Genomic DNA, 25,501 nt, shown 5'->3' with positions numbered 1-25,501 from the left:
GGGGAGGGGCGCGCCCGCTTCGGGCCGGTCGGGTCGCCCATCGGGAGGTAACGAACGGGTCGCGTCCGGTCCAGGGGATGAATTAGTGTTCCCCCAGGTCGGAACGCCCCAGTTCGTCACCACCAGGGTGACAGCGTACGACCTGCCGTTGCACCCCGCTCAGCAGCTGTCCTTGTCCCAGGAGCGGGGGCCGTCACGACGCCCGGCGAGTTCCCGCGACCCTTCCCGTCGCCGCCGGTATCCCTCCGCCACGCATCCCCGCGCCGTCCCTCGGCGCGCCTTCGGGATGCCCCGTGCCGGTAAACGGGTGTGGGAGAAAGGCAGTCGGTGCTTTGACTCGCAACCCCGAACCCACCCGTCGCCTGACGACGGTCGGCTTCGTCGCTCTCGGTGCCGTGGTCCTGTCCTCCGGCGTGGCCCTGGCCGACCAGACCGAGTCGGAGGCCCGTGAGCGCTACGAGGAGCTCCAGGAGGAGCTCTCCGGGCTGAACGCGGACTTCAACGAGGCCAAGGAGGACCACGCCGCGGCCGAGGTCGAGCTGGAGGACCTCCAGGAACGCCTGGAGAACGCGCAGGAGGAGCTGGACGCCAAGTCCGGTCAGGTCTCCGTCATCGTGCAGGGTGCCTACACCGGCGCCACCCACAGCTCGATGGGCGTGCTGTTCGGCAGTGACGCCGACAACGCGCTGCAGAACATCGCCGACCTCGACTACCTGTCCGAGGGGCAGCAGGCGACCCTGGCCGACTACGTCACCGAGGTCGAGAACTCCGAGGAGCTGTACAACTCGGCCGAGGCGACCGAGGAGGCCGCCGCCCAGTCCCTGGAGGCAGCCGAGGAGGCCGTGGCCGCGGGCGAGGCCGCGCTCGACGAGCAGGCCGAGGTCCTGGAGAGCCTGGGCGGTGTCGACCCGACCGTGGGCGAGGCCGTCACGGACGCCGGCGCCGCCGGTGCCTCCGGCGGTACCGCCGCCGTCTCCGGTGACGTCCAGGCCGTCCTGGACTTCGCCCGCGCGCAGATCGGCAAGCCCTACGTCTGGGGCGGTACCGGGCCCGACGGCTACGACTGCTCCGGCCTGACCCAGGCCGCGTGGGCCCAGGCGGGAGTGAGCCTGCCGCGCACCACCTACGACCAGGTCAACGCCGGGACCCCGGTCTCGCGCGACCAGCTCCAGCCCGGTGACCTGATGTTCTTCTACGACGTCTCGGCCCCGAGCCACGTGGGAATCTACTCCGGCAACGGCATGATGATCCACGGCTCGAACCCGTCGAAGCCGCTGGAGGAGGTCTCACTGGCCGCCTACTGGGACGGCGTGTTCACCAGCGCCGTCCGTCCGGGCTAGGACGTGCGGTGCTCCCCGGTCCGCCCTCTCCGGAGGACGGGCCGGGGTTCCGTCGTGCGGGGTGCCCGCGTATCCTTCGGCGCATGGGTCGTCTCGTTCTCAGGGTCGCCGCGGGTGTCGCGGTCGTCGTCGCCCTCTTCTGGTTGTTGTCGGTGATCGTCGGCCTGTTGGTGTGGGGCGTCATGATCGCCCTGGTCGTCGGGGTCGTCCTGCTGGGCGTGCGCATGCTGAGGTCCGAGGGGTCCGCCCCGCGCCGCTGACCGGCCCGGTCCGGTCCTCGCGCGGCCCGGACCACGCCCGCGTCGCGAGCGGGACCCGGCGCGGAGACACATCGACGAGGGGTGACACTCACCCTGTGTGGGGAAACATCGCTATAGTGACTCTGTGTCACTGAATAAGCACGTAGGGTCTCATGTCGACGGGGTGTCGCACCGTGGCCGGGTGGAACGGGTCGCGACCCGCGTCTTCCGCAACGACTGGAGCGCGCTGACACCACCCGCCACCGGCTGCTGGACACCGGAACTCACCGTCAGCGTCATCATCCCCGCGAGGGGCGGCCAGGATCACCTCGACCTGGCGCTGGCCTCCCTGTCCGTCCAGACCTACCCCGAGCACCTCTTCGAGGTCGTGGTGGTCGACGACCACTCCGCCCCACCGCTCACGCTCCCCGACCACCGCCCGCGCCGCTGCCGGGTGGTGGCCGCCCCCGACGGCGGCTGGGGCGCGGGATACGCCCGCGCGTACGGAGCGCACGCCAGCACCGGCGACATCCTCATGTGGATGGACGCCGACATGGTCGCCTGCCCCGAGTTCGTCGAGGCCCAGGCGCGCTGGCACCACACCCACGCCGAGTGCGTCACCCTCGGCCGCGTCCGCTTCACCGACACCGACCCCCACGGTCCCGGGGCGGTCCTGGCCGCCGCCCGCTCCGGCGACCTCCACCGCGACCTCGACACAGGGGGCCGCCACGACTGGATCGAACACCTACTGGACCAGAGCGACGACCTGCGCGACGCCGACCACCTCGGCTTCCACGCCTACCTGGGCGCCGCCGCGGCGGTGCGCCGCAGCCTCTACGAGGCGGCCGGAGGCGTCGACCCCGACCTGGACCTCGGTCAGGACACCGAGTTCGGCTACCGGCTCTGGCAGGCCGGGGCGGTCATGGTCCCCGAGCGCACCGCCACCGCCTGGCACGTCGGCCCGGCCTCCACGGCCCGTACCCGCCTGCCCTCGGAACGCTTCCGCACCGAGGTCCTGGCCGAACTCATGCCGCACCCGCACGCCTACCGGGAACGGGTCCCCGAGGCCCGCCGCCGCACCCCGCTGGTCCACGCCGTGGTGGACGTGGCCGGCGCCCCCTACGACCTCGTCCGGGGGTGTGTGGACCGGCTGCTCAACGGCACCGAGACGGACCTCGCGCTGACCCTGGTCGCTGACTGGGAGGGGGCCGGGTCGGCCACGGGCGGCTTCGACGGGCCCCAGCTGGACCTGCGTCTCATCCAGGCCAACTACCTGCGGGAACCACGGATCTCCTTCGCCGCCACCGCGCCCAGGACCGGATTCCCCTCACCCTTCCTCCTCCAGGTGCCGGTCGCCTGGGGGCTGGGGGAGCTGGCGCTGTCCCGGCTCCTGGCCAGCGCCGAACGCGCCCGCGCCGGGCTCACCGAGCTCTTCCTGGCGGCCTCGCCCACCCGTGACGCCGGGGTCCGGCTCTGGCGGACCCGGGCACTGGCCCGGGCCATGCGGGTGTGCGACGACGAGGAGGACCTGGCCGACGTGGTCGCCGCGCTCCACGGCCGCTACCGCATCCACGGCGGGGAGGGCACCCTCACCGACCTCACCCTGCACCGTTCCGTCCCGCCGCCGCCCCGGGCCGCCGTCGAGTACCCGGGGCCCGTCCCCGGGGGGTTCGTCGACGCGTGTCGGGGCGACGCGGAGCCGGGCGACGCGGAGGGTGACGAGGAGGAGGGGGAACGCAGACGTTGGTGGCGCCGACGTCGGAGTCGGCGCCGGAGGCCACGGGCCCGGCTCCGCTCGCTCTGGTACCGGGCCTGCCGGGCCTGCGGGCGTGAGATGCCCGACGAGGAGGACCCCGGCGGGGGCCCGGCCGCGGCCGGATAGGTGGGGGAAGACACCGACCCGGCCGGACGGGCCCGTCGCACCGCACAGCGCCCGCCCGTGACACCTGACCCAGCGCTACGTGGTCAGTACGTAAGGTACCGGATCAAAGGTGTGGAACGGGCGCGCCACCTTGGTGACGCGCCCCGGGAACCACGGTGTCCGCTAGGAACCGATCGCCTCGATGGAGGCCAGCAGGTCCTCGCGCAGGGACTCGTTGACCGGAGTCGAGTCGGTCTCCTCGGAGGCCGCCTCCTGGCCCTCCGGGCTCACCACGTACCGCAGGAACGCCTTGACCCGCTCGGCCTCGGCCTGGTCCGGGTAGTCCAGGCACACGGTCTCGTAGCTGACCAGCACCAGCGGGTAACTGCCGGGCTCGGTGGTGCCGTAGTCCAGGGCCAGCGCGAGGTCGAACTCGCTGGTGTTCTCCTCGCGGCGGGGGGAGTCAGCCACGACCTGGGCGGCCGCCTCCGGCGAGATGTCGACGAACTCGTCTCCCACACCGATGCTCGCGGCGGGCAGGCCGTGCAGGTGGGACATCTCCACGTACCCGATGGCGCCGTCGGCCCGCGAGACCGTGTCAGCGATACCGCTGTTGCCCTGCGCGGACTCACGCGGGGTGATCGGCCACTGCCCGTCGGCCTCGTGCGGCCACGCGTCGGGGGCGGCCTCGGCCAGGTAACGGGTGAAGTTCTCCGTCGTCCCGGAGTCGTCGGCCCGGTTGACCTGTGTGATCGCCAGGTCCGGCAGGTCGACGCCGGGGTTGTCCTCCGCGATCTGCGGGTCGTTCCAGCGCGTGATGTCCTGGTTGAAGATCTTGGCCAGGGTGTCGGGGCTCAGGTTGAGCTCCTCGATCCCGTCGAGGTTGAACACCACCGCGATCGCCACCACGTACGCGGGCAGGTTGATCGTGTCGGAACCACCGCAGCGCGACACGGCGTCGGCGTTCTCCTCGGCGTCCATCGCCGCGTCGGTCCCGGCGTAGGTCACCGCGCCGTCGATGAACTGGTTGCGGCCACCGCCCGAACCGATCGAGTCGTAGTAGATGCGCGCGTCCTCGCAGGCCGACTGGAAGCCCGCGATCCACGTCGTCATCGCGTTCTCCTGGGCGCTGGACCCGGAGCCGTGCAGGCTCCCCGAGAAGCACTCCAGGTCGTCGGGGACGGCCGGGCCGGCCCCCTGGACGGCGTCGTCACTGCCGCAGGCGGTGGACGCGAGCAGAAGTCCGGCCAGCGCGGCCGAGGCCGCGCCCCGGTAGGCGTTCGATCGGCGCTGGGTGCGGGTGCGCTTGTTGGGCGGGAGCACGCTTCCTCTATCCCCTTCGTCGGAATCGGTGGTCCTCGTCGTCCTGACCACTGGTCGCCGGTGCCCGGCGCGTTGTCGCTGGTGATGGAAGACCGCCGATGAATTTAACCATTGCCGGACCGACTTCCCCAACGCGGGTGTGTGCGGAACCGGACGTGTCCGTGGCGGTACGGGGGACTCTGGGTGGACAGGAGGTGAACGAGGAGTTTTCGACCGGTGAAAGTCGTTCCCTCGGGCCCTTCGGTGTGAGTGGGCGCGGGCATGTATGACACGCCGAACGACCGGGCACGGGTCCTGGGTGATGAGCGCGCACAGTACCGACCCGAACGGGCGGCAGGCACCCACCTCGACCTACCGCGTCCAGCTGAGGCCCGGTTTCGGCCTCGCTGAGGCGACCGCACTCCTGGACCAGCTGCACCGGCTCGGGGTGGGCGCCGTGTACCTGTCACCCCTCCTGGCGGCCACCCCCGGATCGGACCACGGGTACGACGTGGTGGACGCCACACGCGTTTCCGAGGCGCTGGGTGGTGAGGAGGCCCGCGCGGCCCTGGTCGCGCGGGCGCACGCGCTCGGGATGAAGGTGGTCGTCGACATCGTCCCCAACCACATGTCGGTGGCCCGGCCCGACGCGAACCCGTGGTGGTGGGACGTGCTCGAACACGGCCGGGACTCCGTGTACGCCCGCTGCTTCGACCTGGACCACGGCTCCGGGCCGATCCTGGTGCCGGTCCTGGCCGACGACGGCGACGACGGCCGCGCGGCCCTGTCCGAGCTCACCCTCACCGACGGACACCTGGTCCACTTCGACCAGCGCTTCCCGGTGGCCCCGGGCACGTACGCGCCCGGCGACGACCCGGCGGACGTGCACGAACGCCAGCACTACCGGCTGGTCTCCTGGCGGCGCGGAGACAGCGAACTCAACTACCGCCGCTTCTTCGACGTCGACCACCTCGCCGCCGTCCGTGTGGAGGACCCCGGGGTCTTCGACGCCACCCACGCCGAGATCCTGCGCTGGGGCGTCGACGGACTGCGCGTGGACCACGTGGACGGGCTCAGCGACCCGGGCGGCTACCTCCGACGCCTCGCGGAACGCTTCCCCGGGTGGATCGTGGTGGAGAAGATCCTCGCCCCCGGTGAGTCCCTGCCCGCCTCCTGGCCCGTCGCCGGAACCACCGGCTACGACGCCCTGCGCACGGTCTGCGGGGTGTTCGTCGACCCCGACGGCGAACCCGTCCTGACCGCCCTGGCCCGCGAACGCGGAGTGCCCACAGACACCGAGGCCGTCGACCACCAGGCGCGCTCCCACGCCGCCAACGAACTCCTGCGCGCGGAGGTGCGCCGGATCGCCGCGACCCTGCCCGACTCCGAGGGCAACGAGGAGGCCGTCAGTGAGCTCCTCGCCTCCTTCGACGTGTACCGCTCCTACCTGCCCGAGGCCGAACCGGCCTGGGCCCGCGCCGTCCGCGCGGCCGCCGAGCGCCGACCCGACCTCCAACCCGTCCTGAAGACCCTCGACCGCACCGTCCGCGAGAACCCCCACGGCGAGACCGCCCGCCGCGTCCAGCAGACCAGCGGCATGGTCGTGGCGATGGGCACCGAGAACACCGCCTTCTACCGGGGCACCCGCTTCGTCGCCCTCAACGAGGTCGGCGGCGACCCGGCCCGGTTCGGCGTGGGCACCGCCGCCTTCCACGAGGACAACCTGCGCCGTGAGGCCGCCGAACCCCTCACCATGACCACGCTCTCGACCCACGACACCAAGCGCTCCGAGGACGTCCGCGCCCGCCTGGCGGTCCTCTCGGAGATCCCCGCCGAGTTCGCCGACGCCGTCCGCCGCTGGGGCGCCCGCGCCCCGCTGCCCGAACCCGCGCTGGACCTCCTCGGGTGGCAGACCCTGCTCGGCGCCTGGCCCCTGAGTGACGAACGCCTGGTCGAGTACCTGCTCAAGGCCGCCCGCGAGGCCCGCCTCGGCACGTCCTGGACCGCGCCGGACACCGACTTCGAGGACCGCGTCCGCTCCTGGCCCGAGCGGCTGCGAGCCGACGCCGACCTGTACGCCGAGGTCCGGGCCATGGCGGAGTCGCTGCGGGAGCCGGGATGGAGCAACGCGCTCGGGCAGAAGGCGGTCCAGCTGCTCGGCCCGGGCGTGCCCGACCTCTACCAGGGCACCGAACTGTGGGACCTGTCCCTGGTCGATCCGGACAACCGCAGGGCCGTGGACCACGGGGCGCGCGCCGCGCTCCTGGACCGCCTCGAACAGGGGTGGCGCCCGCCCGTGGACGAGACCGGCGCCGTCAAGCTCCATGTGGTCCGCACGTGCCTGCGCGCCCGTGAGGCGCTCCGCCCCACCGGTTACCTGCCGCTGGCCGCCCAGGGGCCGTCCGCCGAGCACGCCCTGGCCTTCGCGCGTACCGTGCGGGGCACCCGCGGGCCCGCGCTGGCGGTGGTGGCCACCCGGCTCCCGGTGACGCTGGCCGACGCCGGGGGGTGGGCCGACACCGTGCTGCCGCTGCCCTCGGGGCCGGGGGAGTGGACCGACCTCCTCACCGGCCGCACGCTCGCGCCGGAGAGGGTGGACGGCCTCACCACCGCCCGCCTGACCGAGGTCCTCGACCACTACCCGGTGGCGGTCCTGGCCAGGGGACGCACCCCTGGTTCGGACACTGACTGATCAATCAGTCAGTTGCGCTTCGCTGCCGAGCGGCATCGGACGACCACCGATGCCCTGTTCGTGTCGGGTATGTCTGGGTTCGTCACGGGTGGATCGACGTCTCCATCGGTGGGGCGATCTTGGCTCTCATGTTGCGATAATCGCCATGGCGTTGTTACGTTCTCATCGTGAACGACAACGTGGCCGACGACGTACGCGGCAGGGCCCGCGAGGCGATCCGCCGATCCGGTCTCTCCCAGCGGCAGTTCGCGACCAGACTCGGTATCGACCCCAGCAAACTCTCCAAATCCCTGACCGGCACCCGGCGGTTCACCGCCCTGGAGCTGGCCGGTATCGCCGACGAGACCGGAGTGACGGTCAACTGGCTCATCAACGGTGAGGACGACGCCGAGACGGTCGCGGCGGCCCCGCGCGACTCGTCGGCGGTCAGACCGCCGTCCGCGAGCCTGGCGGACCACCCGAAGGCCGCCCGGGAGCACAACCGGCGACTCCAGATCATCGAGGCCGCCTGGACCCTCATCGCGGAGCACGGATACCACTCGGTGCGCGTCGCCCAGGTCGCCCAGGCCTGCGGTACCTCCAGCGCCACCGTCCACTACCACTTCCCGACCCTGAACGACCTCCTCGTCGAGGCGCTGCGCCACTCGGTCAAGCAGGCCTTCGACCGCCAGGTCGCGGAGCTGCACACCATCGGGGACCCGTACGAGCGCCTGCTCCGGCTCATCGAGCTCCAGCTGCCCGGCTCGGACCGCCTGCGCCTGGAGTGGTCGGTCTGGCTCCAGGTGTGGACGGCCGCCGCGCTGGACCCCGGCATGCGCGAACTACACGCCGACTCCTACCGCCGCTGGCACGAGACGATCGCCCGCACCCTCCGCGAGGGGAAGGAGAGCGGAACCTTCGTCGACCTCGACGTCGAGGAGACGACCAGACGCCTCACCGCCCTCATCGACGGTCTCGGCATCCAGGTCATGACCGGGATGCCCGGCCGGTCCGTCGACCACATGCGTCACACCCTGCGCTCGGTCATCGACCGTGACGTCCTCGGGTGAGACGCCCCGTACCCGCACCACCCCACACGCCCAGAGACGGAGCCCCGCCTTGAGCGACCTCATGAACCCCACACCTATCCTCACCTGCGCACTCACCGGTGCGGGCGACACCGTCGGCCGGAGCGAGCACGTCCCCGTGACGCCCCGACAGATCGCCGCCGCCGCGGTCGAGGCCGCCGAGGCGGGCGCCAGCGCGGTGCACATCCACGTCCGCGACCCCGAGACCGGCGCCCCCTCCCGCGACAACGCCCTCTACCGGGAGGTCGTCGACCGCATCCGCCAGACCGGGATCGACATCGTCATCAACCTCACGGCGGGGATGGGCGGCGACCTGGTGATCGGCCAGGACGATCCGCTCCAGTTCGAGGAGGGCACCGACCTGGTCAACGGCCTCGACCGCCTCCCGCACGTGGAGGAACTGCTTCCCGACATCTGCACGCTGGACTGCGGCAGCCTCAACTTCGGGGACGGCAGCCAGGTGTACGTCTCCACCCCGGACATGCTGCGCGCGGGCGCCAGGCGCATCCAGGAGCTGGGCGTCCGCCCGGAGCTGGAGATCTTCGACACCGGCCAGCTGTGGTTCGCCAAGACGATGCACGCCGAGGGCCTCATCGACGACCCGACGATGTTCCAGCTGTGCACCGGCATCCCCTACGGGGCGCCCTCGGACCCGGGCGTCCTCCAGTCGATGGTGAACCTGCTCCCGGCGGGCGCGCAGTGGGCCAGCTTCTCCATCGGCCGCAAACAGATGCCGTGGGTGGCGCAGTCGGTGCTGCTCGGCGGGCACGCCCGGGTGGGACTGGAGGACAACCTCTACCTCAGCCGCGGGGTGAAGGCCACCAACGGCCAGCTCACCGAGAAGGCCGTCGCCATCATCGAGCACCTCGGCGCCCGGGTGGCCACACCGGACGAGACCCGCGCCATGCTCGGACTCCGCGGCGCGTCCTAGCCCCGAACCCCCGACCACAGGAGAAGCACGATGACGGAGAACGCGAGAACCACCCCCGAGGCCGTACGGACGGTCGCCTGCGTCGGAGCGGGCGTCATCGGGGGCGGCTGGGTCGCCCACTTCCTGGGGCGCGGCTACCGGGTGGTCGCCTGGGACCCCGCCCCCGACGCCGAGACCAGGCTGCGCGGGCTGGTCGCCTCCGCGTGGCCCGCCCTGGAGGAACTGGGCCTGGCCGAGGGCGCCGCCAAGGAGAACCTGCGGGTCGTGGACACACTGGCTGAGGCCGTGGTCGACGCGGACTTCGTCCAGGAGAGCGCCCCGGAGCGCCTCGACCTGAAGATCGACCTGCTGGCCGAGATCGACGCCGCCACCCCCGAGGGCGTGGTCATCGCCTCGTCCACCTCCGGCTACGGCATGAGCGAGATGCAGACGCGAGCCGCCACACCGGGACGGCTCGTGGTCGGCCACCCGTTCAACCCGCCCTACCTGGTGCCCCTGGTCGAGGTCGTCGGCGGTGAGCGGAGCGAGCAGTGGGCCGTCGACTGGGCCTCGGACTTCTACCGCGCGGCGGGCAAGTCCGTGATCAGCATGGAACGGGAGCTCCCCGGGTTCATCGGCAACCGCATCCAGGAGGCCGCCTGGCGCGAGGCCCTGCACATGGTCGCGGAGGGAGAGGCGACCGTCGAACAGATCGACCTGGCCATGACCAGCGGCCCCGGCCTGCGCTGGGCCTTCTTCGGGCCCTGCCTGACCTTCCACCTGGCCGGGGGAGAGGGCGGCATGGCGCACATGCTCGACCACTTCGGCCCGTCACTGAAGGCCCCGTGGACCCGCCTGGAAGCGCCCGAACTCACCGAGGACCTGCGCGACCGCATGGTCGCGGGCACCGACGAGGTCGTCGCGGGGCGCTCCACCGCCGAACTGATCGCCCAGCGCGACCGCCGCCTGATCGCGGTGGCCCGCGCGCTACAGGAGGTCGAACGCGCGGAGGCCGCCGAGCGGGACGGGGGTGCGGCGTGAGCGCGACCCTCACCCAACGGCTGCGACCCGAGTGGATCGACTACAACGGCCACCTCAGCGAGGCCTACTACGTCCTGGTCTTCGGGTTCGCGACGGACGCGCTGATGGACCGGGTCGGCCTGGGCGCCGACTACCGTGCCGCCTCCGGCTGCTCCCTGTACACGGTGGAGGCGCACGTGCGGTACCTGCACGAGGTCGGCGCGGACGCCGAGGTGGAGGTCAGCACCCGGGTGGTCGGTCCGGACCCGGGCCAGTCCGGTGCCAGGAAGGTGCGGATCTGCCACGAGATGCGGGTCGGGGACGTCCTGGCGGCGACCGAGGAACTGCTGGCGCTCCACGTCGACCAGGCGCTGGGCCGGGCGGTCCCCTTCCCTGAGGAGGTCGCCGCGCGTCTGGCGGCCCTCACCGAGCCCGCACCCGACTACGCGGGCCGGGCCATCGGCTCCTAGACCGTGGCCGGTGGACGGCGCCGGGCCCCGTCGGCGGGAACGCGCGACGGGGCCCGCTCCGACACCCTGGTCAGACGGTAGGCTGACCGCGATCATGACGAACAAGACCGGCCCCGAACTGCGCATGCCCGCCTCCCTGGCGGCCTCCCTCACCTGCCCCGTCTGCGCGCGCCCCCTGGACCAGGGGCTCAGCTGCGCCGACGGCCACAGCTTCGACGTCGCCAGGGAGGGCTACGCGAGCCTGCTCACGGGCGCCACGCCGCCCGGGTCCGGTGACAGCCGGGAGATGGTCGCCGCGCGACGGCGTTTCCAGGAGCGGGGGCACTACGACCCCATCGGTCGGGCCCTGGCCGAGGAACTCGGGGGTCGGCGCGTCATCGTCGACGCCGGCGGCGGCACCGGCCACTACCTCACCCAGATCCTCACCGCCCTCCCGGACGCCGTCGGCCTGACCACCGACGTCTCCAAGTTCGCCGCGCGGCTGGCCGCCAGGGCCCACCCCCGCAGCGGCGCGGTCACCGCCGACTCCTGGCGGCGCCTGCCCCTGGCCGACCACACCGCCGACGCCGTGGTCAACGTCTTCGCCCCCCGCAACGCCCCCGAGTTCCACCGCGTCCTCCAGCCCGGAGGGGTCCTGCTGGTCGTCACGCCCGCCCCCGACCACCTGCGCGAACCCCGAGCGGCCCTGGGCCTGCTCGACGTCGACCCCCGCAAGGACGAACGCCTCGCCGAGAGCCTGGGGGACCACTTCGTCCCCGTCGCCACCCGGGAGCTGCGTTTCACGATGGACCTGGCCCACGAGGAGGTCCTGACCGTCGTGGGCATGGGGCCCAGCGCCCGGCACGTCACCCCCGAGGAACTGAGGGCCCGCGTCGCCGCGCTCCCGGACCCCTTCACCACCACCGCGTCGGTCCTGGTCCGGACCTACCGCAGGTCCGAGTAGCGGACGACCACGCGGGTGGGGGGACCCCTCGGCGTGGCGCACGGACCACCTGGGTAGGCCACCCTCCGTGAACGAACCGGCCACGCACCCCGCACCGTCCAGCTCCGTCGGCACCGCGCCGCCCGCCACCCCCGGACGCGGCGTCCACGGGGACTTCTCCGTCTGGGCGCCCCGGTGCCGCCGCGTGCGCGTGCGCGTGGACGGCGCCGACCACCCCATGGAACGCACCGACGACGGCTGGTGGCACGCCGGGGTGGACGGCGCCGGGCACGGATCCGACTACGCCTACCTTCTCGACGACGACCCCCGGCCCCTGCCCGACCCCCGTTCCCTGTGGCAGCCCGAGGGGGTGCACGCGCCCAGCCGGGTCCACGACCACTCCACCCGCGCCTGGTCCGACACCGCCCGCCCCGCCTGGACGGGCCGACCGCTCGCGGGGGCCGTCGTCTACGAACTCCACGTCGGCACCTTCACCCCCGAAGGAACCCTCACCTCGGCCATCGACCGCCTCGACCACCTGGCCGACCTCGGCGTCACCCACGTCGAACTCCTGCCGCTCAACGCCTTCGACGGAACCCACGGCTGGGGCTACGACGGTGTCCTGTGGGCCGCGGTGCACGAGCCCTACGGAGGTCCCGACGCACTCAAGGCGTTCGTCGACGCCTGCCACGAGCGCGGCCTGGCCGTGCTGCTGGACGTGGTCTACAACCACCTCGGACCCTCCGGCGCGTACCTGCCGCGCTTCGGCCCCTACTTCTCCGGGGAGAACGCCTGGGGCCCCGCCCTCAACCTCGACGGCCCGGACTCCGACCCGGTCCGGCGGCTGGTCATCGACGGCGCCCTGGACTGGCTCCGCCACTACCACCTGGACGGGCTGCGCCTCGACGCGGTCCACGCCCTGCGCGACGACCGCGCCGTGCCCCTGCTCGCGGAACTCTCCGCCGAGGTGGACGCCCTGGCCGCCGGTCTGGGGCGCCCCCTGTCCCTCGTCGCGGAGTCCGACCGCAACGACCCGCGTACGGTCCTGGCCCGGGAGGCCGGGGGCCTCGGTATGGCGGCGCAGTGGTCGGACGACCTCCACCACGCCCTGCACGTCGCCCTGACCGGGGAGAACCACGGCTACTACGCGGACTTCGAGGGTCCACACGTGCTCGCCGAGACGCTGCGCCGGGTCTTCTGGCACGACGGGACCCACTCCACGTTCCGGGGCCGCGACCACGGGGCCCGGGTCGACACCGCGCGGATCCCCGGCAGCAGGTTCCTCGGCTACCTCAGCACCCACGACCAGATCGGCAACCGCGCCCGGGGCGACCGGATGGGTGAGCACGTCTCGCCGGGCCTGCTCGCCTGCGGCGCCGCCCTCGTCCTCTGCTCGCCCTACACCCCGATGATCTTCATGGGCGAGGAGTGGGGGGCCACCACGCCCTGGCCGTTCTTCGCGTCCTTCACCGACCCCGACCTGGTCGAGGGGGTCCGCCGTGGGCGCCGCCGCGAGTTCGCCGCCCTCGGCTGGGCGGAGGAGGACGTCCCCGACCCCATGGACCCGGCCACGCGCGACAGCGCGGTGCTGGACTGGTCCGAGGCGGGCAGGGGGCCGCACGTCCGTGTGCTGGACGCCTACCGGGCCCTGATCGCCCTGCGGCGGGCCGAGCACGAACTCGCGGACCCGCGACTGGACCGGTTCGCAGTCGACGCGAGCGAGGACGGTCGCACGCTGACCCTGGTCCGGGGGTCCCTGCGCCTGGTCTGCAACCTCGGTCCTGGGGAGGCCAAGGTGGACTTGTCTGCGGAGCCGCGCGAGGTGCTGTGGGAGAGCGGGCGGGCGAGGGTGACCGGGAACACGGTCGCCCTTCCGGGGGAGTCCTTCGCGGTCCTGCGGCTCTGAGCGCGGCGGAAGTCAGCCCCCGCCACCTCCGCCACCCCCACCACCGCCTCCTCCACTGTCACCGCCGCCGAAGCCGCCACCTCCGTCACCCCCGAATCCGCCGCCTCCGTCAGCGCCGCCCCAGACACCCCAACCGGAGCCGCCCCTGCCACCGGACCCGTGACGGTGGCGTCCGGTGCCGTGGCCACCTCCACGGGCGCCGCCGCGACGGCGCCAACGGGACACGTGGATGTAGACGAGGAGGATCCAGGTACCGACGAAGAGCAGGAAGGGGAGGAGGGCGAGCGGGCCCCAGAGGGAGGGGAGGGTCAGGAACGGGACAAGGGCTGGAGTGAGGGGCGTCATACCCGTGTGATGACCTCGGGGCACCGACCGGTTCGCGCCCGGGCCCGGTCCCTCCCGCACCACTCACCCCACGGGACCCCGGAAGTCCGCCTCGTCCTCCCCGTTCACCACCGAGACCAGCACGGAGGAAGGGGAGCCCGGCCCCTCGCACGCCATGTCCGCCGCGTGCGTACCGGACTCCAGCTCACCCAGTGGCGCCTCCGAGGTGGCGGGACCCTCGTGCCCCTCGTACGCGCACCGCACGTCCAGGACCCCCGTGCCGAGGACCCGGCCCAGCTCCGGAACCCGCACGGTCAGGGTGAACCCCACCTGACCGGAGGGGGTGAGGGCGACGTCGTCCACCGTGTAGACCACGTCCTCCTCGACCCCCTCCCGGAACTCCTCCTCGTAGGCGCCGACCGGGTACGGGAAGACGGCACCCTCACCGAAGGCGTACTCGGAGCCCCGCACCCCGCCCTCACCCTCGGCGGAGCCGCCGCCCTCCTCGTCCTCCACAGGGTCCACCGCGTCGTGTGACGGGCCCTCGGACGCGTCGGTGGCGGTCGCGGACGGGGTCGGCGGCCCCGCGGAGACCTCCCCTTCCGGGGAACCGCAGCCGGTGAGCAGGAGGATCGGCAGGACCAGGGCACAGGGGAGGATTCTTCGCATCCCCCCACGCTAGGCCAGGGGTGTCCGCCCTCACCGTGTCCGTCGGCCGCCCGTCCGACCGGGACCGGCCAGCGACCAGAAGACCTCCACCCACTGGTCGGGGTGGACCAGCCCCACCGGCGCACCGCCGGCCACCCGCGCCGACCTCAGTGCGGCGGCCACGCGCCCTGCCGGATACTCCCGGGACAGCGACGCCGACAAGGAGCCGCCCACGCCGCCGAAGCCGAGTTCCACCATGCGCCGGTACTCCGCCCGTCGCTCCACGGGCACCAGGGGTTCGGACCGCCTGCCCAGCACCATGATCCCGGCGTCCACCCGGGGCACGGGGTGGAAGCGGTTCCGGTCGATCCGACCGGCCAGCCGCCACGACCACCACGGCCAGCTGAGCACGGTGACCAGACTCCACTTCCCGTAGGCGCCGGTGCGTTTGCGGGCGTACTCCAGCTGCGTCACGAGGGTGGCCGAGCTGAGCCCCGGGGCCTCCAGACACCAGCGGACGATGTCGGAGGTCCGGGAGTAGGGGATGTTGCCGACCACGGAGAACGGCTCACGCGGCGGCCGTGCCCGGGTGAAGTCGCCGTGCACCACCCGCACACCCCGGGAGGGGTCGCGGTAGCGGTCCGCGAGCCGTTCGGCCAGTCGGAGGTCGAGTTCGTGGGCGATCACCCGGTGGGCCGTCCGGGCGAGGAACCGGGTGATGGCGCCGTCGCCGGGGCCGATCTCGACGACCAGGTCGTCGGCGGTCACCCCGGACAGCCGTACGACCCAGCGGGCGGTGCCGGGGTCCGTGAGGAAGTTCTGGGAGAGCCGCCGCCGGTTGTTCGGTCGGGTGCCCCCCGTGCCGGAACCGTCGTTCCGTCCGCTGGGGTTCCGGTAGGCCGGGTTTCTGCGGGAGTGGCGTGCCACGCGTGGTCCGTTCTGCCGCCTCGGAGGGCGGACTGACGTGGACGGGCAGCACGAGGGAACGCCTCACCCGGAGGGAGAGCGCACACCGGAGGAACCGGGGTGATCCGAGGCTGCCCGTCCGAAGGAGAGAAGGACGTCGGCAGGGCCTGGACCGATACGCGGCTGATCTGACACTCGTCCCGTCCGGGGCACGGCGAACTGGGCGACGTGCCCCGACACGGGTGTGACTCCCCTGGCACCGCCGACGTCGCCCCCGGGGAAAACGGGGTGCGGAAACGGCGGTGCGCTCGAAGGGGTTCGGCTACCGGTCCAGTGGGGCGGACCGGTGACGGGTGTGGGAGGGAGCGACCACGGACCAGGCGTACTGGCCCCGAACGATCGCGAAGAAGGCTGACATGGACAGCACGTTAGGGGAGGGGGCGGCCGTGCGGCAACGGGTTTTCCGCCGCGTGCGGACCGTCCGCCCCGCGCGCCCCCGACCCGGTGAAAACACGCTCGCGCGAACCAGAGGGGCCGGGCCATACTCGGCCCCATGCCTGACTTCTCCGACTTCGACACCCGCCACTACCGCACGGTCGACGTGGCCACCGGCTACGACGGCTGGTCCAGCACCTACGAGGACTCGGTGCTCGACGCCATGGACCTCGCCCTCCTCGACGGACTCACCGCCCCCGACTGGTCGGGGGTCCGCCGCGCCGTCGACCTCGGCTGCGGCACGGGCCGCACGGGATCATGGCTGCGCGGCAGGGGAGTGGAGCGTGTGGACGGGGTGGACCTCAGCGCCGGGATGCTCTCCCTCGCGGAGAAGCGGGGCGCCCACGACACGCTCACCCAGGGCGACGTCCGGGCCACCGGTCTGCCGGGTGGCACCTACGACCTGGTGATCGCCTCGCTCATCGACGAGCACCTGTCCGACCTCGCACCCTTCTACGCCGAGGCGTGGCGGCTCACCCGGCCGGGCGGCCGCTGTGTGCTGGTCGCCTACCACCCGCAGTTCATCATGGCCTCCGGCATGCCCACGCACTTCACCGACGCCTCGGGGGAGGAGGTCGCCATCACCACCCACGTGCACCTGATCGGTGACCACACGAGGGCGGCCCTGGCCAGCGGCTGGCGCCTGGAGGAGCTGGACGAGGCGGTCGTGGACGACGGCTGGGTGGCGGCCAAACCCAAGTGGGAACGGTTCCGGGGGTACCCGATCTCGGCCGCGTTCGCGTGGGTCCGGCCCGACTGACCGGGCCGGGGACGGCTCACGGCTCCGTCAGCACCTCGATCCAACGCTCCTGGTGCCGTTCGACGTAGTCAGCGGCCGGGCCCCAGTGGTCGGCGTGACCCTCAGCGTGCAGACGCGACCACGGAAGCCGACCGGTACGCGCGCCCTCCTCCAGGATCTCGAACATCCCGCGCACCCGGCGCAGCGCCGCACCGGGGAGGGTCCGGCGCTGGTCGGCGTCGCAGCCGTAGCCGTCGGCCAGCGCCCGCAGCCTCCGGCCGTCGGCCTCGGGGTCGCCGCCCGCGTGCAGAGGGACGAACCCGTGCGCGGCGTAGCCGAGGTCGCCCATCCGGCTGGCCGGACCGGCGCCGTCCCAGTCGATGAGGCACCAGGACTCGGTCCGTCGCCCGCCCCCGTCGAACGCCTCCTGGACCCCGTCCGGATCACGGACCAGGTTCCACGGGGCGAGGTCGTTGTGGCAGATCACCTCGGGTTCCTCGGGCGGGAAGAGCCGTTCCCACCCGGCGTCCTCCGGAGGCCGGAAGTCGGCGGTGAGGTCGTGCAGCCGCCTGGCCATCGCGCCCAGTTCACGGAGCTCGCCGGTGGTCATGGGCGGCATCCGGTCGGCCGTCGTGCCGGGGACGTGGGCCAGGCTCTGGTAGCCCTCGGGCCGTTGGCCGTGGCTGACCGGGGCACCGGTGAATCCCCGCCGGTGCAGGTGGTCCAGCAGGGAGGTCACCGCCGGGGAGGAGGGCAGCCAGGGCTTGCGCACGGTGGCGCCGATCCGCAGGACCCGGCCGGAGACGTTGCCGCCCTCCAGGACCTCGACGTCGTCCTCAGGGCCGTGGTGGTCGTCGTGTGTCACGCGGCCATCCTCATGCAGGGAGCGGGCGGCGTCCACCGGATATCCCCAGCCGCGTGCGTTGCGGACCCCCTACCCGCCGTCCGCCAGGTCCGCCTCGTCCATCCGCCACAGCGGGACCAGCAGGGTCAGCATGAGCACCCCCGTACCGAGGAACACCGCCCTGAGCCCGAGGAACTCCGCGACCAGCCCGCCCACCACCCCGCCCAGTGGCATGGTGCCCCAGGCCAGCAGGCGGTAGACGCTGTTGACCCGCCCCATCAGGTCGGCCGGGGTCACACGCTGGCGCAGCGACACGGTGATGACGTTCCAGACCGTGATCCCGATCCCGCCGACGCAGAACCCGGCCCCGACCAGCCAGACACTGGGGGTCAGCCCGGGGACCAGCAGCAACAACGCGAAGAGGGGGACGCACAGCCGCAGCGAAAGGGCCCGGCCCAGCACCCGCTCACACCACTCGGCCATGAACGACCCCAGCAGGCTCCCCACGGCCATGGCGGTCAGGAGTGCGCCGTAGGCGGGTTCGGACAACCCCATCGGGGAGCCGGGGCCCACCGCGTACAGCACGATGACCGCGAAGGAGGCGCTGGTGGCGAAGTTGGAGACCCCGACCATCACGGCGAACGAACGCAGGAGGCGGTGGGACCACAGGAACCGCAGTCCCTGTCGGATGTCGGCGCGCACGCTCGTGGGCGGTCCGCCGCGTTCCACCCGGAACCGTCCGCGCACCAGGAGCAGGACGCCCAGGGCGGTCACCCACAGCGCGGCCGGGGTCACGAACGCCAGGGCTGCGCTCACCCCCACCAGCGCGCCGCCCAGGGGCGGGCCGACGAACTGGTGGGAGGTGAACTCCACCGCGTACAGCCGCCCGTTGGCCCGGGAGAGCCGGTCCCGGTGGACCATCTGCGGCAGGATCGACTGCGCGGAGGTGTCGTACAGGGTCTCGGCCGTGCCGATCAGGAACGCGGTCGCGTACAGCAGCCAGATCGACCCCACGTCCAGGGCCAGTCCGACGGCCAGCAGGAGTACGAGGGCGCCGCGCACGGCGTTGGCGCCGACCATCGCCCGCCGCCGGTCCAGGCGGTCGGCCAGGGCTCCGGCGGGCAGGGCGCACAGGAGCCAGGGCAGGCCCAGGGCCACGGTGACACCCGCGACGAGCACGGGGGAGTCGGTGAAGCGCAGGGCCGCCAGGGGCAGGGCGACCTTCAGGACACCGTCCGCCAGGTTGGAGAGTCCGGAGGAGGTCCACACCCTCCAGAAGTCACCGCCCAGGGAGTGGGGCGCGGGTTGGGTCACGGGATCGGGGGACGCGGGGGGCGTGGGGGGCGTGGGCCCCTGGGGGTCGGACATGGATCGAGACTGACAGATCGATTGGGGAAACTCAATCGATTGGTATTAACCAATCGACTCCTGGAGCCGGACTGGCCCTAGGCTTCAGCCATGGCAGAACCGGACCCCGAACAGCCCGCCCGGCGCCAGCGGCGCCCGGCCACCGCCCGCGAGGCCAAGGCCCTCGGTCACCCGCTGCGACTGCGCATCCTGCGCCTGTGCCTGAGCAGGGACCGCACCAACCGGGAGCTCGCGGACCGGCTCGACACCAACCCGGGCACGGTGCTGCACCACGTGCGCACGCTGGTGGACGTCGGCTTCCTCGTCGCCGGGCCGGTGCGCAAGGGTGCCGCCGGAGCCCTGGAGAAGCCCTACCGGGCCACCGGGGAGACCTGGTGGCTGGACGACCCGCTCCGTGGCACGCCCTCGGAGGAACAGTCCTCACCGCTCGCCGCGTTCACCACCGAACTCGACGAGGCCGACCCCGACTCCGTCCGGCTCGTGGGGCGGTTCGCCCTGCACCTGAACGAGGAGGAGGTCTCCGAGTTCAACCGGCGGCTCCTCGCCGTCGTCGACGAGTACGTGACCACCGACCACGAGCGCCGGGACCGGCCCCTGCGCGGCGGGGCGCTCATCCTGCACGACATCCCCGAGGACTGACCGGCGGGCGCGGGTCGGTCACGGGTCCTCGGTTCAGAAGGACTGCCACGGCCCCTTCGGCGGCCGCTGGCCCTCACCCGGCTCCGACCAGTCACAGACCCCGTCCGCGAACACGTCCCGGGCCCGCTCGGCCTGGTCCTCGTCGAACTCCGCCGGGTGCGCCTCTTCGTCGAACTCGGTGAGTCGGCACTTGACGACGTCGGAGGCGAGCGGCCCGCCCGCGCCGATCCTCGGTGAGCCGTACGTGGGGAAGGCGTCGGCGCAGCGGTCGCCCCGCCCCTCCGGCAACGGCAGCTGCGGGGCGACCACGCGCTCGTCCCCGATCCAGCAGGAGTCCGTCAGCCACTCGGGGCGGGACCGGCGCAGGTGCTCGGCGGGTGCTCCCCCGGGCTCGTCCCGGGCGAGCTCGGCGGCGGAGGTCACCCAGGCGTCGAGTTCGGTCAGGGCGCGCCCGGCCACCGGTTGGTCGGCGGAGAAGACGCCGCCGCGGTGCGCCTCCACCAGCATCACGTGGTTGTCGGCGGTGCCGTTGGCGGCCAGCAGGCGTTCGCGGGTGCTGAAGGAGTGGTACCGCATGTGGATGTCCCCCTCCGGCGCGTGGTCCTGGTGGGGGCGGTGGTCCACGACCGGGACGGCGGCCAGCCCGCCGCCCCCGTGGAGCAGCCGCCCGCTGTCGTGGGCGGCCCGGATCGCCGCCGGGTCGCCCACGGTGCGTCCGGGCACCACCGAACCGTCCCGGTCGAACCCGCCGACGTGCTCGTTCAGGTGCAGGAACTGGTCCGCGTCGATGTCGCCGTCGAGCAGCGCGGACAGCCCGTACTGCACCCCCACGTTGTCCAGCGGGAGCCGGGGCCGACCGGTCTCGGGGTCGGTGCCGTAGACGTTGCGGGCGTGGGAGAACACGTCGCAGCGTGCGCCGTCCGGGTTGTCCTCGGGGTGGTAGCGCTCCTCGGCGGGCAGCGCGGACGGACACACGCCCCGGGGGTCGATCCGGGCGGCGGCGTCGGCCATCGCGTTGATCCCCTCCCAGGTCCCGAACCCGGAGACCGCCCGTTGCTGTTCCCCGGTCAGGGCGTCCGGGTGCGCCTCGGCGTAGGTGCGCAGCAGCAGGGCGTCCGAGACGGCGGGAACGGTCGCGAAACCGACGTCCGGGTAGCTCTGGGAGACCACGATCCCGTCGAGCAGCCCGGGATAGTTGTCGGAGATCTGGTGGGATTGGTAGGCGCCGCCGGAGGAACCCCAGCCCAGTGTGTGGTCCGGGACGCCGAGGGAGAGGACGAACCGCTGCTTGACGGCGCTCATGGTCTCGGCGGCCAACAGGTCGTCACAGTTGTGCCCGAACACGTTCAGGGAGGCCGAGGCCACCGCGTACCCCTGGGAGAGCATGCCGTGGTCCACCACCCCGGCGGTGCGGTTCCCCTGCACGAACCAGCCCCCGGGGCAGCCGCCGCCGAACTTGTACACCAGGCGGCGGTTCCAGCCCTCCGGAGCGGTCCACGGGTCGGGATCGGGGTCGCGGGGGTCGTGCAGGACGGCCGTCTCGTACACGGACCGGTTGGCGGTTCCGGTCTCCACCCGGACCGTGTACGGCACCTCCTCACCGGTGGAGGTGGTCGTGCGGGCGACGTCGGCGGGCAGGGAGCCACCCTCCGGGAGCGGGGCGAACCGGCCGTCCGTGGTGCGGTACACGTAGCCCACCACGGTCTCCACCGAGCAGTCGTCGTCCAACGGGTCGCCCAGGGCACCGCCCCAGGCGAGGGCGAACTCCCCGGTCTGGCAGACGAACGGTTCCTGGTGCGGCCCGGCGAACACGGGACCGGACCCGGGGTGGTTGATGACCACCACCCGGGCCTGGGCCAGGGTGCCGGAGGAGGTTGCCGCCTCCTCGGTCAGCGCGGCCACCAGGGCGGACCTTCCCTCGGGCAGGTCCGTGACCAGCCCCTCCAGCACGTGCCCGCCCTCGGGGAGGAGTACGGGGCGCAGCGCGTCCGTGACGTCGGTGCCGTCCGCCTCCAGACGCACCTCGTGCGGTTCGACTCCGGGCGGCGGTTCCACGCGCACCAGCGAGGTCCCGCCTGTGACGGTGTCGGGCCGTGAGGACAGCACGCGCACACGGAGGCCGTCCGGACCGCCGTCCGGGGGTGACACTGTCGGTGCCGCGGACGAGGGCAGCGTCAGCGCCGTGGCGTGGTGGAGCAGCAGCGGCGTACCGGAGACGGTGAGGACGGCGGCGGTGGCCGCGGCGCCCGCACCCAGGGCGACCCGGCTCCACAGGGGCCTCAACGGCCGTCCCCCGCGCGGGTCGACGCGATCGTCCCCGTGCCGGAGCCCGGACCGTGATGGCAGTGGTGGCCGCTGTCGCACGAGGCGATCGTCTCCGTGCGGCACGGGTCGGGGTCAGGGACACACCGGGGGTGAAACGGGCTTTGCGCTCCCATGTGGCCACCGATACCCCGATCGGTGGCGAAACACACCATAGGTACGGGACCCGGGTGTGCGGTTCCCGGGTCCGGCGTACCGCTGTCAGGTGTGGTGGATGTCCCGGCCGGTCACCCGGCCCGGAGTGATCCGTAGGACCTGGTCGCGCGGTCCCGCCGCCCAGGGCTCGGGGAGCCGACCCTGGGGGATGCGCTCCAGTTCGGACTGGTCGCGCACCCAGCGGCAGCGTCCGGAGGCCAGCACGCTCCACCCCTCACGCCGCTCCTCGTCGAAGTGGTCGATCTGGAAGGCGGCGTGCCCCCGCGCGTGGCGCATGATGGTCCCGGCCAGCGTGGACCGGAAGACGATCGTGTCGTGCACCATCGCGTAGTTGACCGGCAGCACCGTCGGGGCGGCGTCCCCCTCGATGGTGAAGGCGACCCTCCCGATGTCGTGTGAGGCCAGGAGGTTGAAGCAGGTCTGGCGCTCCAGGACGGTGAACGCCGAGTGCTGTTCGTCGGCCAGATCGGTCCCGACCGTCATCTGGGCGCTCTCGGAGAGCCGATCGGTGCCCTCCTCGGCGCTCCGCTGTTCCGGAGGCGAGGCCGATCCCGTCACCCAGCTCCGATTCCGAGCGGACGCGTCCGCACCGCCTGATCCAGTCATCACGAACCCCCGAAGTGCCGTGCCCTCAGTTCCAGCCTCCGCCATCATCGCTGGTCGTGCTCCCGAAGGCCGTGGGGCACGAGCCCCCTGTCCGACGGCGAAGGTCCCCACCTGCGGACTACCCGCCAGGACACTCGCCCCAAACAGAAAAGGACGTTTGACTCATATGCCGCTATTCAGAACTGTCTAGGGTGGGAGGCGCACCGTGTCACCCCACACGACCCGAGGCGGCCGCGCCGCCACCGGGCACCGCACTCAGCGCTGAGGAGAACCGCCCCGATGGCCGGCGACGCAACGATCCGGGTGTTCCTGGTGGACGACCACGAGATCGTCCGACGAGGGGTCGGAGCACTCCTCGACGACGAGGACGGCATCGAGGTGGTCGGAGAGGCCGGAACCGCCGCACGGGCCCTGGCGCGGGTTCCCGTCCTCGAACCCGACGTGGTCGTGCTCGACGTCCGCCTCCCGGACGGCGACGGCGTCAGGGTCTGCCGGGACATCCGCTCGGCGCTCCCCGAAACCCGCGTGCTCATGCTCACCTCCTACTCCGACGACGAGGCCCTCTACGGCGCCGTCATGGCCGGGGCCTCCGGCTACATCCTCAAGCAGATCCACGGCACCGACCTGGTCGGCGCAGTCCGCACGGTCGCCGGGGGACGCTCCCTGCTCGACCCCGAGTCGACCACGCGCATGCTCGAACGGCTGCGCGCGGACGCCGTGCGCGAGGACCCGCTGAGCGAACTCACCGACCAGGAACGCAGGGTCCTGGAACTCATCGGTGAGGGACTCACCAACCGGGAGATCGGCACCAGGATGTACCTGGCCGAGAAGACCGTGAAGAACTACGTGTCCCGGGTCCTGGCCAAGCTCGGCATGGCCCGCCGCACCCAGGCGGCCGCCTACGCCGTGCGGCTGTCGATGAACCAGACCGCCTGAGCCGGAGGCGGCCCGGCTAGACCGTCCGCCTCTCGACGCCCTGCCGGGCCGGAACCGACCACTCCACCACGGTGCCCTCCTCCGGACCGGTCACCACCGAGACCGCCCCGCCCAACTCCTCGGCGCGCGAGGCGATGTTGCGCAGACCGCTGCGGTGACCCCCCTCCCGGAAACCCCGGCCGTCGTCGGAGACCCGCAGCACCAGCGCGCCGTCACCGACCGACACCTGGACGTCCACCGACGCGGCCCCGGAGTGCCGGGCGGCGTTGGACAACAGCTCCCGCAGCACGGCGACCAGGTGCTCGCCGGTCCCGTCGTCCACCCCGTTGTCCACCGGGCCCTGGGTGAGCAGGCGCGGCGCGAACCCCAGGGACTCCGTCGCGGAGTTCACCACCGCCAGCACCTGGGAGCGCAGGGACGCGGAGTCGTCACCGGTGGAACTCTGGAGCGCGAAGATCGTGGACCTGATCTGCCGGATCGTGTCGTCCAGGTCGTTGACGGCGGACTGGACCCGCCCCGCCGACGTGGAGTCGTCGATCCGCCGCACGGTCCCCATCAGGGTCAGGGCGGTGGCGTAGAGGCGCTGGATCACCGTGTCGTGCAGGTCCCGGGCGATTCGGTCCCGGTCCTCCAACACACTCAGCCGTTCGGAGTCCAACCGGGCCTCGGCCAGTTCGAGGGCGACCGCCGCCTGGTTCGCGAACGAGGACAGCATGCTCAACCAGTTGCTCTGGAAGGGCTCCCGGTCCTGGTCACGGGCGAGCACCAGGACACCCCGCGCGCCGTCCGGCGGACCGAAGGGCAGCACCAGCACCGGGCCCATCCCCAACCGGCCCAGGAACCCGACCCCGAGGTGGTCGAACTGGGCGACGTCGGTCCGTACCGGGATCCCGCTCAGGTAGACCCGCCCCAACAGGGTGTCGGCCTCCCGGGGCAGGGTGGCGCCCCGCACCCCGTCGGACGGCGGCGCGCACGGGTCGTCCGGACCGTCCCAGACCCGCACGGTGAGGGTCTCGGGCTCCTCCCCGGGCATGGCGATCACGGCGAGGTCGGCGTGGGCCATCACCCGGGCGCGCCGGGCGACCAGCCTCAGGACCTCCTCCGGGGCGGCGCCGGACAGCAGCCGGGTGGTGATCTGCCCGGAGGCGTCCAGCCAGGTCTCCCGGCTCTGGGTCTGCGCGAAGAGCTGCGCGTTCTCGATCGCCGTGCCCGCCGCCGTGGCCAGCGCCCGCAGCAGGAGCTCGTCGTCCCCGGTGAACTCCGCGCCACCGAGCTTGTCGGTCATGTAGAGGTTGCCGAACACCTGGTCCCGGATACGGATCGGCACCCCGAGGAAGGTGTGCATGGGCGGGTGACCGGCGGGGAACCCGCGCGACTCTGGGTGCTCGCGCACGTCCCGCAACCGCAGGGGTCTGGGTTCCTTGATGAGCAGCCCGAGGATGCCCTCGCCCTTGGGCCAGTGCTCGATCTGGTCGATCTCGTCGGGGGCCAGCCCCACGGGGATGAACTGGCTCATGTCACCCTCCGGTCCGATCACCCCGAGCGCGCCGTACCGCGCCTCCACGAGGCTGGTCGCGGTCTCGGTGATCCGCAGCAGGAGGGGTTCGAGCTCCAGGCCCTCCCCGATGGAGACGACGGCCTCCAGCAGCGTGCGGATGCGCTCCTGGGTCCGCGAGATCTCGGTCATCCGGGACCGGACCTCGTCGAGCAGATCGTCCAGCCGTACCTCGGGCAGCGACAGCCGGTCCTGGCCGAGGTGGCGGTGGGAATCGCCGTCTGGCGCGCGCAT

At 72.6% G+C, this 25,501-nt stretch carries 21 protein-coding genes; 13 read left to right on the top strand and 8 right to left on the bottom strand.

The features are described 5' to 3' along the window. Window positions 1-332: 332 nt before the first annotated feature. The 3 genes from AC0VYM_RS17170 (at window position 333) to AC0VYM_RS17160 (ending at window position 3,461) form a co-directional block, all read left to right on the top strand. A complete protein-coding gene (locus tag AC0VYM_RS17170; RefSeq protein ID WP_475453323.1) occupies window positions 333-1,340 on the top strand; it encodes a C40 family peptidase in 1,008 nt (335 codons plus the stop codon). 83 nt (window positions 1,341-1,423) lie between these two features. After that, the gene (locus AC0VYM_RS17165) at window positions 1,424-1,600 is read left to right on the top strand and encodes a hypothetical protein (RefSeq protein ID WP_475453321.1); all 177 of its coding nucleotides are present in this window, start codon (window positions 1,424-1,426) and stop codon (window positions 1,598-1,600) included. Window positions 1,601-1,781: 181 nt separating this feature from the next. Continuing rightward, window positions 1,782-3,461 (top strand): glycosyltransferase family 2 protein, encoded by a 1,680-nt coding sequence (locus AC0VYM_RS17160; RefSeq protein ID WP_475453319.1) that lies wholly within the window; start codon window positions 1,782-1,784, stop codon window positions 3,459-3,461. A gap of 162 nt (window positions 3,462-3,623) precedes the next feature. Here AC0VYM_RS17160 and pstS read toward each other — a convergent pair whose 3' ends face one another. Then, a complete protein-coding gene (gene pstS, locus AC0VYM_RS17155) occupies window positions 3,624-4,763 on the bottom strand; it encodes a phosphate ABC transporter substrate-binding protein PstS (protein ID WP_475453317.1) in 1,140 nt (379 codons plus the stop codon). Between the two features lie 301 nt (window positions 4,764-5,064). Here pstS and treY point away from each other — a divergent pair, with 301 nt between their 5' ends. The 7 genes from treY (at window position 5,065) to treZ (ending at window position 13,729) form a co-directional block, all read left to right on the top strand. Next, on the top strand, window positions 5,065-7,434 hold the full coding sequence (gene treY, locus AC0VYM_RS17150; RefSeq protein WP_475453315.1) for a malto-oligosyltrehalose synthase: 2,370 nt from the start codon (window positions 5,065-5,067) through the stop codon (window positions 7,432-7,434). Between the two features lie 167 nt (window positions 7,435-7,601). After that, a complete protein-coding gene (locus tag AC0VYM_RS17145) occupies window positions 7,602-8,483 on the top strand; it encodes a TetR/AcrR family transcriptional regulator (RefSeq protein WP_475453313.1) in 882 nt (293 codons plus the stop codon). Window positions 8,484-8,532: 49 nt separating this feature from the next. Beyond that, window positions 8,533-9,432: a beta-keto acid cleavage family enzyme gene (locus AC0VYM_RS17140; protein ID WP_475453311.1), complete on the top strand. Its 900-nt coding sequence runs from the start codon at window positions 8,533-8,535 to the stop codon at window positions 9,430-9,432. 30 nt (window positions 9,433-9,462) lie between these two features. Continuing rightward, window positions 9,463-10,452, top strand: coding sequence for a 3-hydroxyacyl-CoA dehydrogenase NAD-binding domain-containing protein (locus AC0VYM_RS17135; protein WP_475453309.1), 990 nt, complete (start codon window positions 9,463-9,465; stop codon window positions 10,450-10,452). Continuing rightward, complete coding sequence (locus AC0VYM_RS17130) at window positions 10,449-10,901, top strand: thioesterase family protein (RefSeq protein WP_475453307.1); 453 nt, start codon at window positions 10,449-10,451, stop codon at window positions 10,899-10,901. The genes AC0VYM_RS17135 and AC0VYM_RS17130 overlap by 4 nt, the downstream gene beginning before the upstream one ends. Window positions 10,902-10,995: 94 nt before the next feature. Continuing rightward, entirely contained in the window at window positions 10,996-11,844 is an 849-nt protein-coding gene (locus tag AC0VYM_RS17125) for a putative RNA methyltransferase (protein WP_475453305.1), read from the top strand. Window positions 11,845-11,911: 67 nt separating this feature from the next. Continuing rightward, window positions 11,912-13,729, top strand: coding sequence for a malto-oligosyltrehalose trehalohydrolase (gene treZ / locus AC0VYM_RS17120; RefSeq protein ID WP_475453303.1), 1,818 nt, complete (start codon window positions 11,912-11,914; stop codon window positions 13,727-13,729). 408 nt (window positions 13,730-14,137) lie between these two features. Here treZ and AC0VYM_RS17115 read toward each other — a convergent pair whose 3' ends face one another. Continuing rightward, window positions 14,138-14,722, bottom strand: a complete 585-nt coding sequence (locus tag AC0VYM_RS17115; RefSeq protein WP_475453301.1) for a hypothetical protein — start codon at window positions 14,720-14,722, stop codon at window positions 14,138-14,140. A gap of 30 nt (window positions 14,723-14,752) precedes the next feature. Further along, a complete protein-coding gene (gene erm, locus AC0VYM_RS17110) occupies window positions 14,753-15,628 on the bottom strand; it encodes an ErmE/ErmH/ErmO/ErmR family 23S rRNA (adenine(2058)-N(6))-methyltransferase (RefSeq protein ID WP_475453299.1) in 876 nt (291 codons plus the stop codon). A 532-nt stretch (window positions 15,629-16,160) separates the two neighbouring features. Here erm and AC0VYM_RS17105 point away from each other — a divergent pair. Then, entirely contained in the window at window positions 16,161-16,862 is a 702-nt protein-coding gene (locus AC0VYM_RS17105; protein ID WP_475453297.1) for a class I SAM-dependent DNA methyltransferase, read from the top strand. A gap of 16 nt (window positions 16,863-16,878) precedes the next feature. On the opposite strand, the gene AC0VYM_RS17100 is transcribed toward AC0VYM_RS17105, so the two are convergent. Together AC0VYM_RS17100 and AC0VYM_RS17095 are read right to left on the bottom strand one after the other, a co-directional pair. Continuing rightward, window positions 16,879-17,706, bottom strand: a complete 828-nt coding sequence (locus AC0VYM_RS17100) for a phosphotransferase enzyme family protein (RefSeq protein ID WP_475453295.1) — start codon at window positions 17,704-17,706, stop codon at window positions 16,879-16,881. A 69-nt stretch (window positions 17,707-17,775) separates the two neighbouring features. Further along, window positions 17,776-19,053 (bottom strand): MFS transporter, encoded by a 1,278-nt coding sequence (locus AC0VYM_RS17095; protein WP_475453293.1) that lies wholly within the window; start codon window positions 19,051-19,053, stop codon window positions 17,776-17,778. A gap of 90 nt (window positions 19,054-19,143) precedes the next feature. Here AC0VYM_RS17095 and AC0VYM_RS17090 point away from each other — a divergent pair, with 90 nt between their 5' ends. Next, window positions 19,144-19,692: a helix-turn-helix domain-containing protein gene (locus AC0VYM_RS17090; RefSeq protein WP_475453291.1), complete on the top strand. Its 549-nt coding sequence runs from the start codon at window positions 19,144-19,146 to the stop codon at window positions 19,690-19,692. 33 nt (window positions 19,693-19,725) lie between these two features. Here the strand turns inward: AC0VYM_RS17090 and AC0VYM_RS17085 are convergent, their stop codons facing one another. Then, entirely contained in the window at window positions 19,726-21,975 is a 2,250-nt protein-coding gene (locus tag AC0VYM_RS17085) for a DUF6351 family protein (protein WP_475453289.1), read from the bottom strand. 240 nt (window positions 21,976-22,215) lie between these two features. After that, complete coding sequence (locus AC0VYM_RS17080) at window positions 22,216-22,776, bottom strand: pyridoxamine 5'-phosphate oxidase family protein (RefSeq protein WP_475453287.1); 561 nt, start codon at window positions 22,774-22,776, stop codon at window positions 22,216-22,218. Between the two features lie 279 nt (window positions 22,777-23,055). Here AC0VYM_RS17080 and AC0VYM_RS17075 point away from each other — a divergent pair, with 279 nt between their 5' ends. Next, window positions 23,056-23,712: a response regulator gene (locus tag AC0VYM_RS17075; protein WP_475453285.1), complete on the top strand. Its 657-nt coding sequence runs from the start codon at window positions 23,056-23,058 to the stop codon at window positions 23,710-23,712. Window positions 23,713-23,728: 16 nt separating this feature from the next. On the opposite strand, the gene AC0VYM_RS17070 is transcribed toward AC0VYM_RS17075, so the two are convergent. Then, complete coding sequence (locus AC0VYM_RS17070) at window positions 23,729-25,501, bottom strand: sensor histidine kinase (protein ID WP_475453283.1); 1,773 nt, start codon at window positions 25,499-25,501, stop codon at window positions 23,729-23,731.

Source organism: Nocardiopsis sp. iso_237, assembly GCF_056173345.1.
Note: the sequence above shows the minus strand (reverse complement) of the source record. Positions and strands in the feature narration are given on the sequence as shown.

What these genes read in the sequence shown, in the direction of transcription:
- treY (WP_475453315.1), top strand. Translation starts at nt 5,065, where the DNA reads ATGAGCGCGCACAGTACCGACCCGAACGGGCGGCAGGCACCCACCTCG.
- AC0VYM_RS17070 (WP_475453283.1), bottom strand. Translation starts at nt 25,501, where the DNA reads ATGCGCGCGCCAGACGGCGATTCCCACCGCCACCTCGGCCAGGACCGG.
- AC0VYM_RS17080 (WP_475453287.1), bottom strand. Translation starts at nt 22,776, where the DNA reads ATGACTGGATCAGGCGGTGCGGACGCGTCCGCTCGGAATCGGAGCTGG.
- AC0VYM_RS17115 (WP_475453301.1), bottom strand. Translation starts at nt 14,722, where the DNA reads ATGCGAAGAATCCTCCCCTGTGCCCTGGTCCTGCCGATCCTCCTGCTC.
- AC0VYM_RS17105 (WP_475453297.1), top strand. Translation starts at nt 16,161, where the DNA reads ATGCCTGACTTCTCCGACTTCGACACCCGCCACTACCGCACGGTCGAC.
- AC0VYM_RS17135 (WP_475453309.1), top strand. Translation starts at nt 9,463, where the DNA reads ATGACGGAGAACGCGAGAACCACCCCCGAGGCCGTACGGACGGTCGCC.
- AC0VYM_RS17125 (WP_475453305.1), top strand. Translation starts at nt 10,996, where the DNA reads ATGACGAACAAGACCGGCCCCGAACTGCGCATGCCCGCCTCCCTGGCG.
- AC0VYM_RS17095 (WP_475453293.1), bottom strand. Translation starts at nt 19,053, where the DNA reads ATGTCCGACCCCCAGGGGCCCACGCCCCCCACGCCCCCCGCGTCCCCC.
- AC0VYM_RS17075 (WP_475453285.1), top strand. Translation starts at nt 23,056, where the DNA reads ATGGCCGGCGACGCAACGATCCGGGTGTTCCTGGTGGACGACCACGAG.
- AC0VYM_RS17165 (WP_475453321.1), top strand. Translation starts at nt 1,424, where the DNA reads ATGGGTCGTCTCGTTCTCAGGGTCGCCGCGGGTGTCGCGGTCGTCGTC.
- AC0VYM_RS17090 (WP_475453291.1), top strand. Translation starts at nt 19,144, where the DNA reads ATGGCAGAACCGGACCCCGAACAGCCCGCCCGGCGCCAGCGGCGCCCG.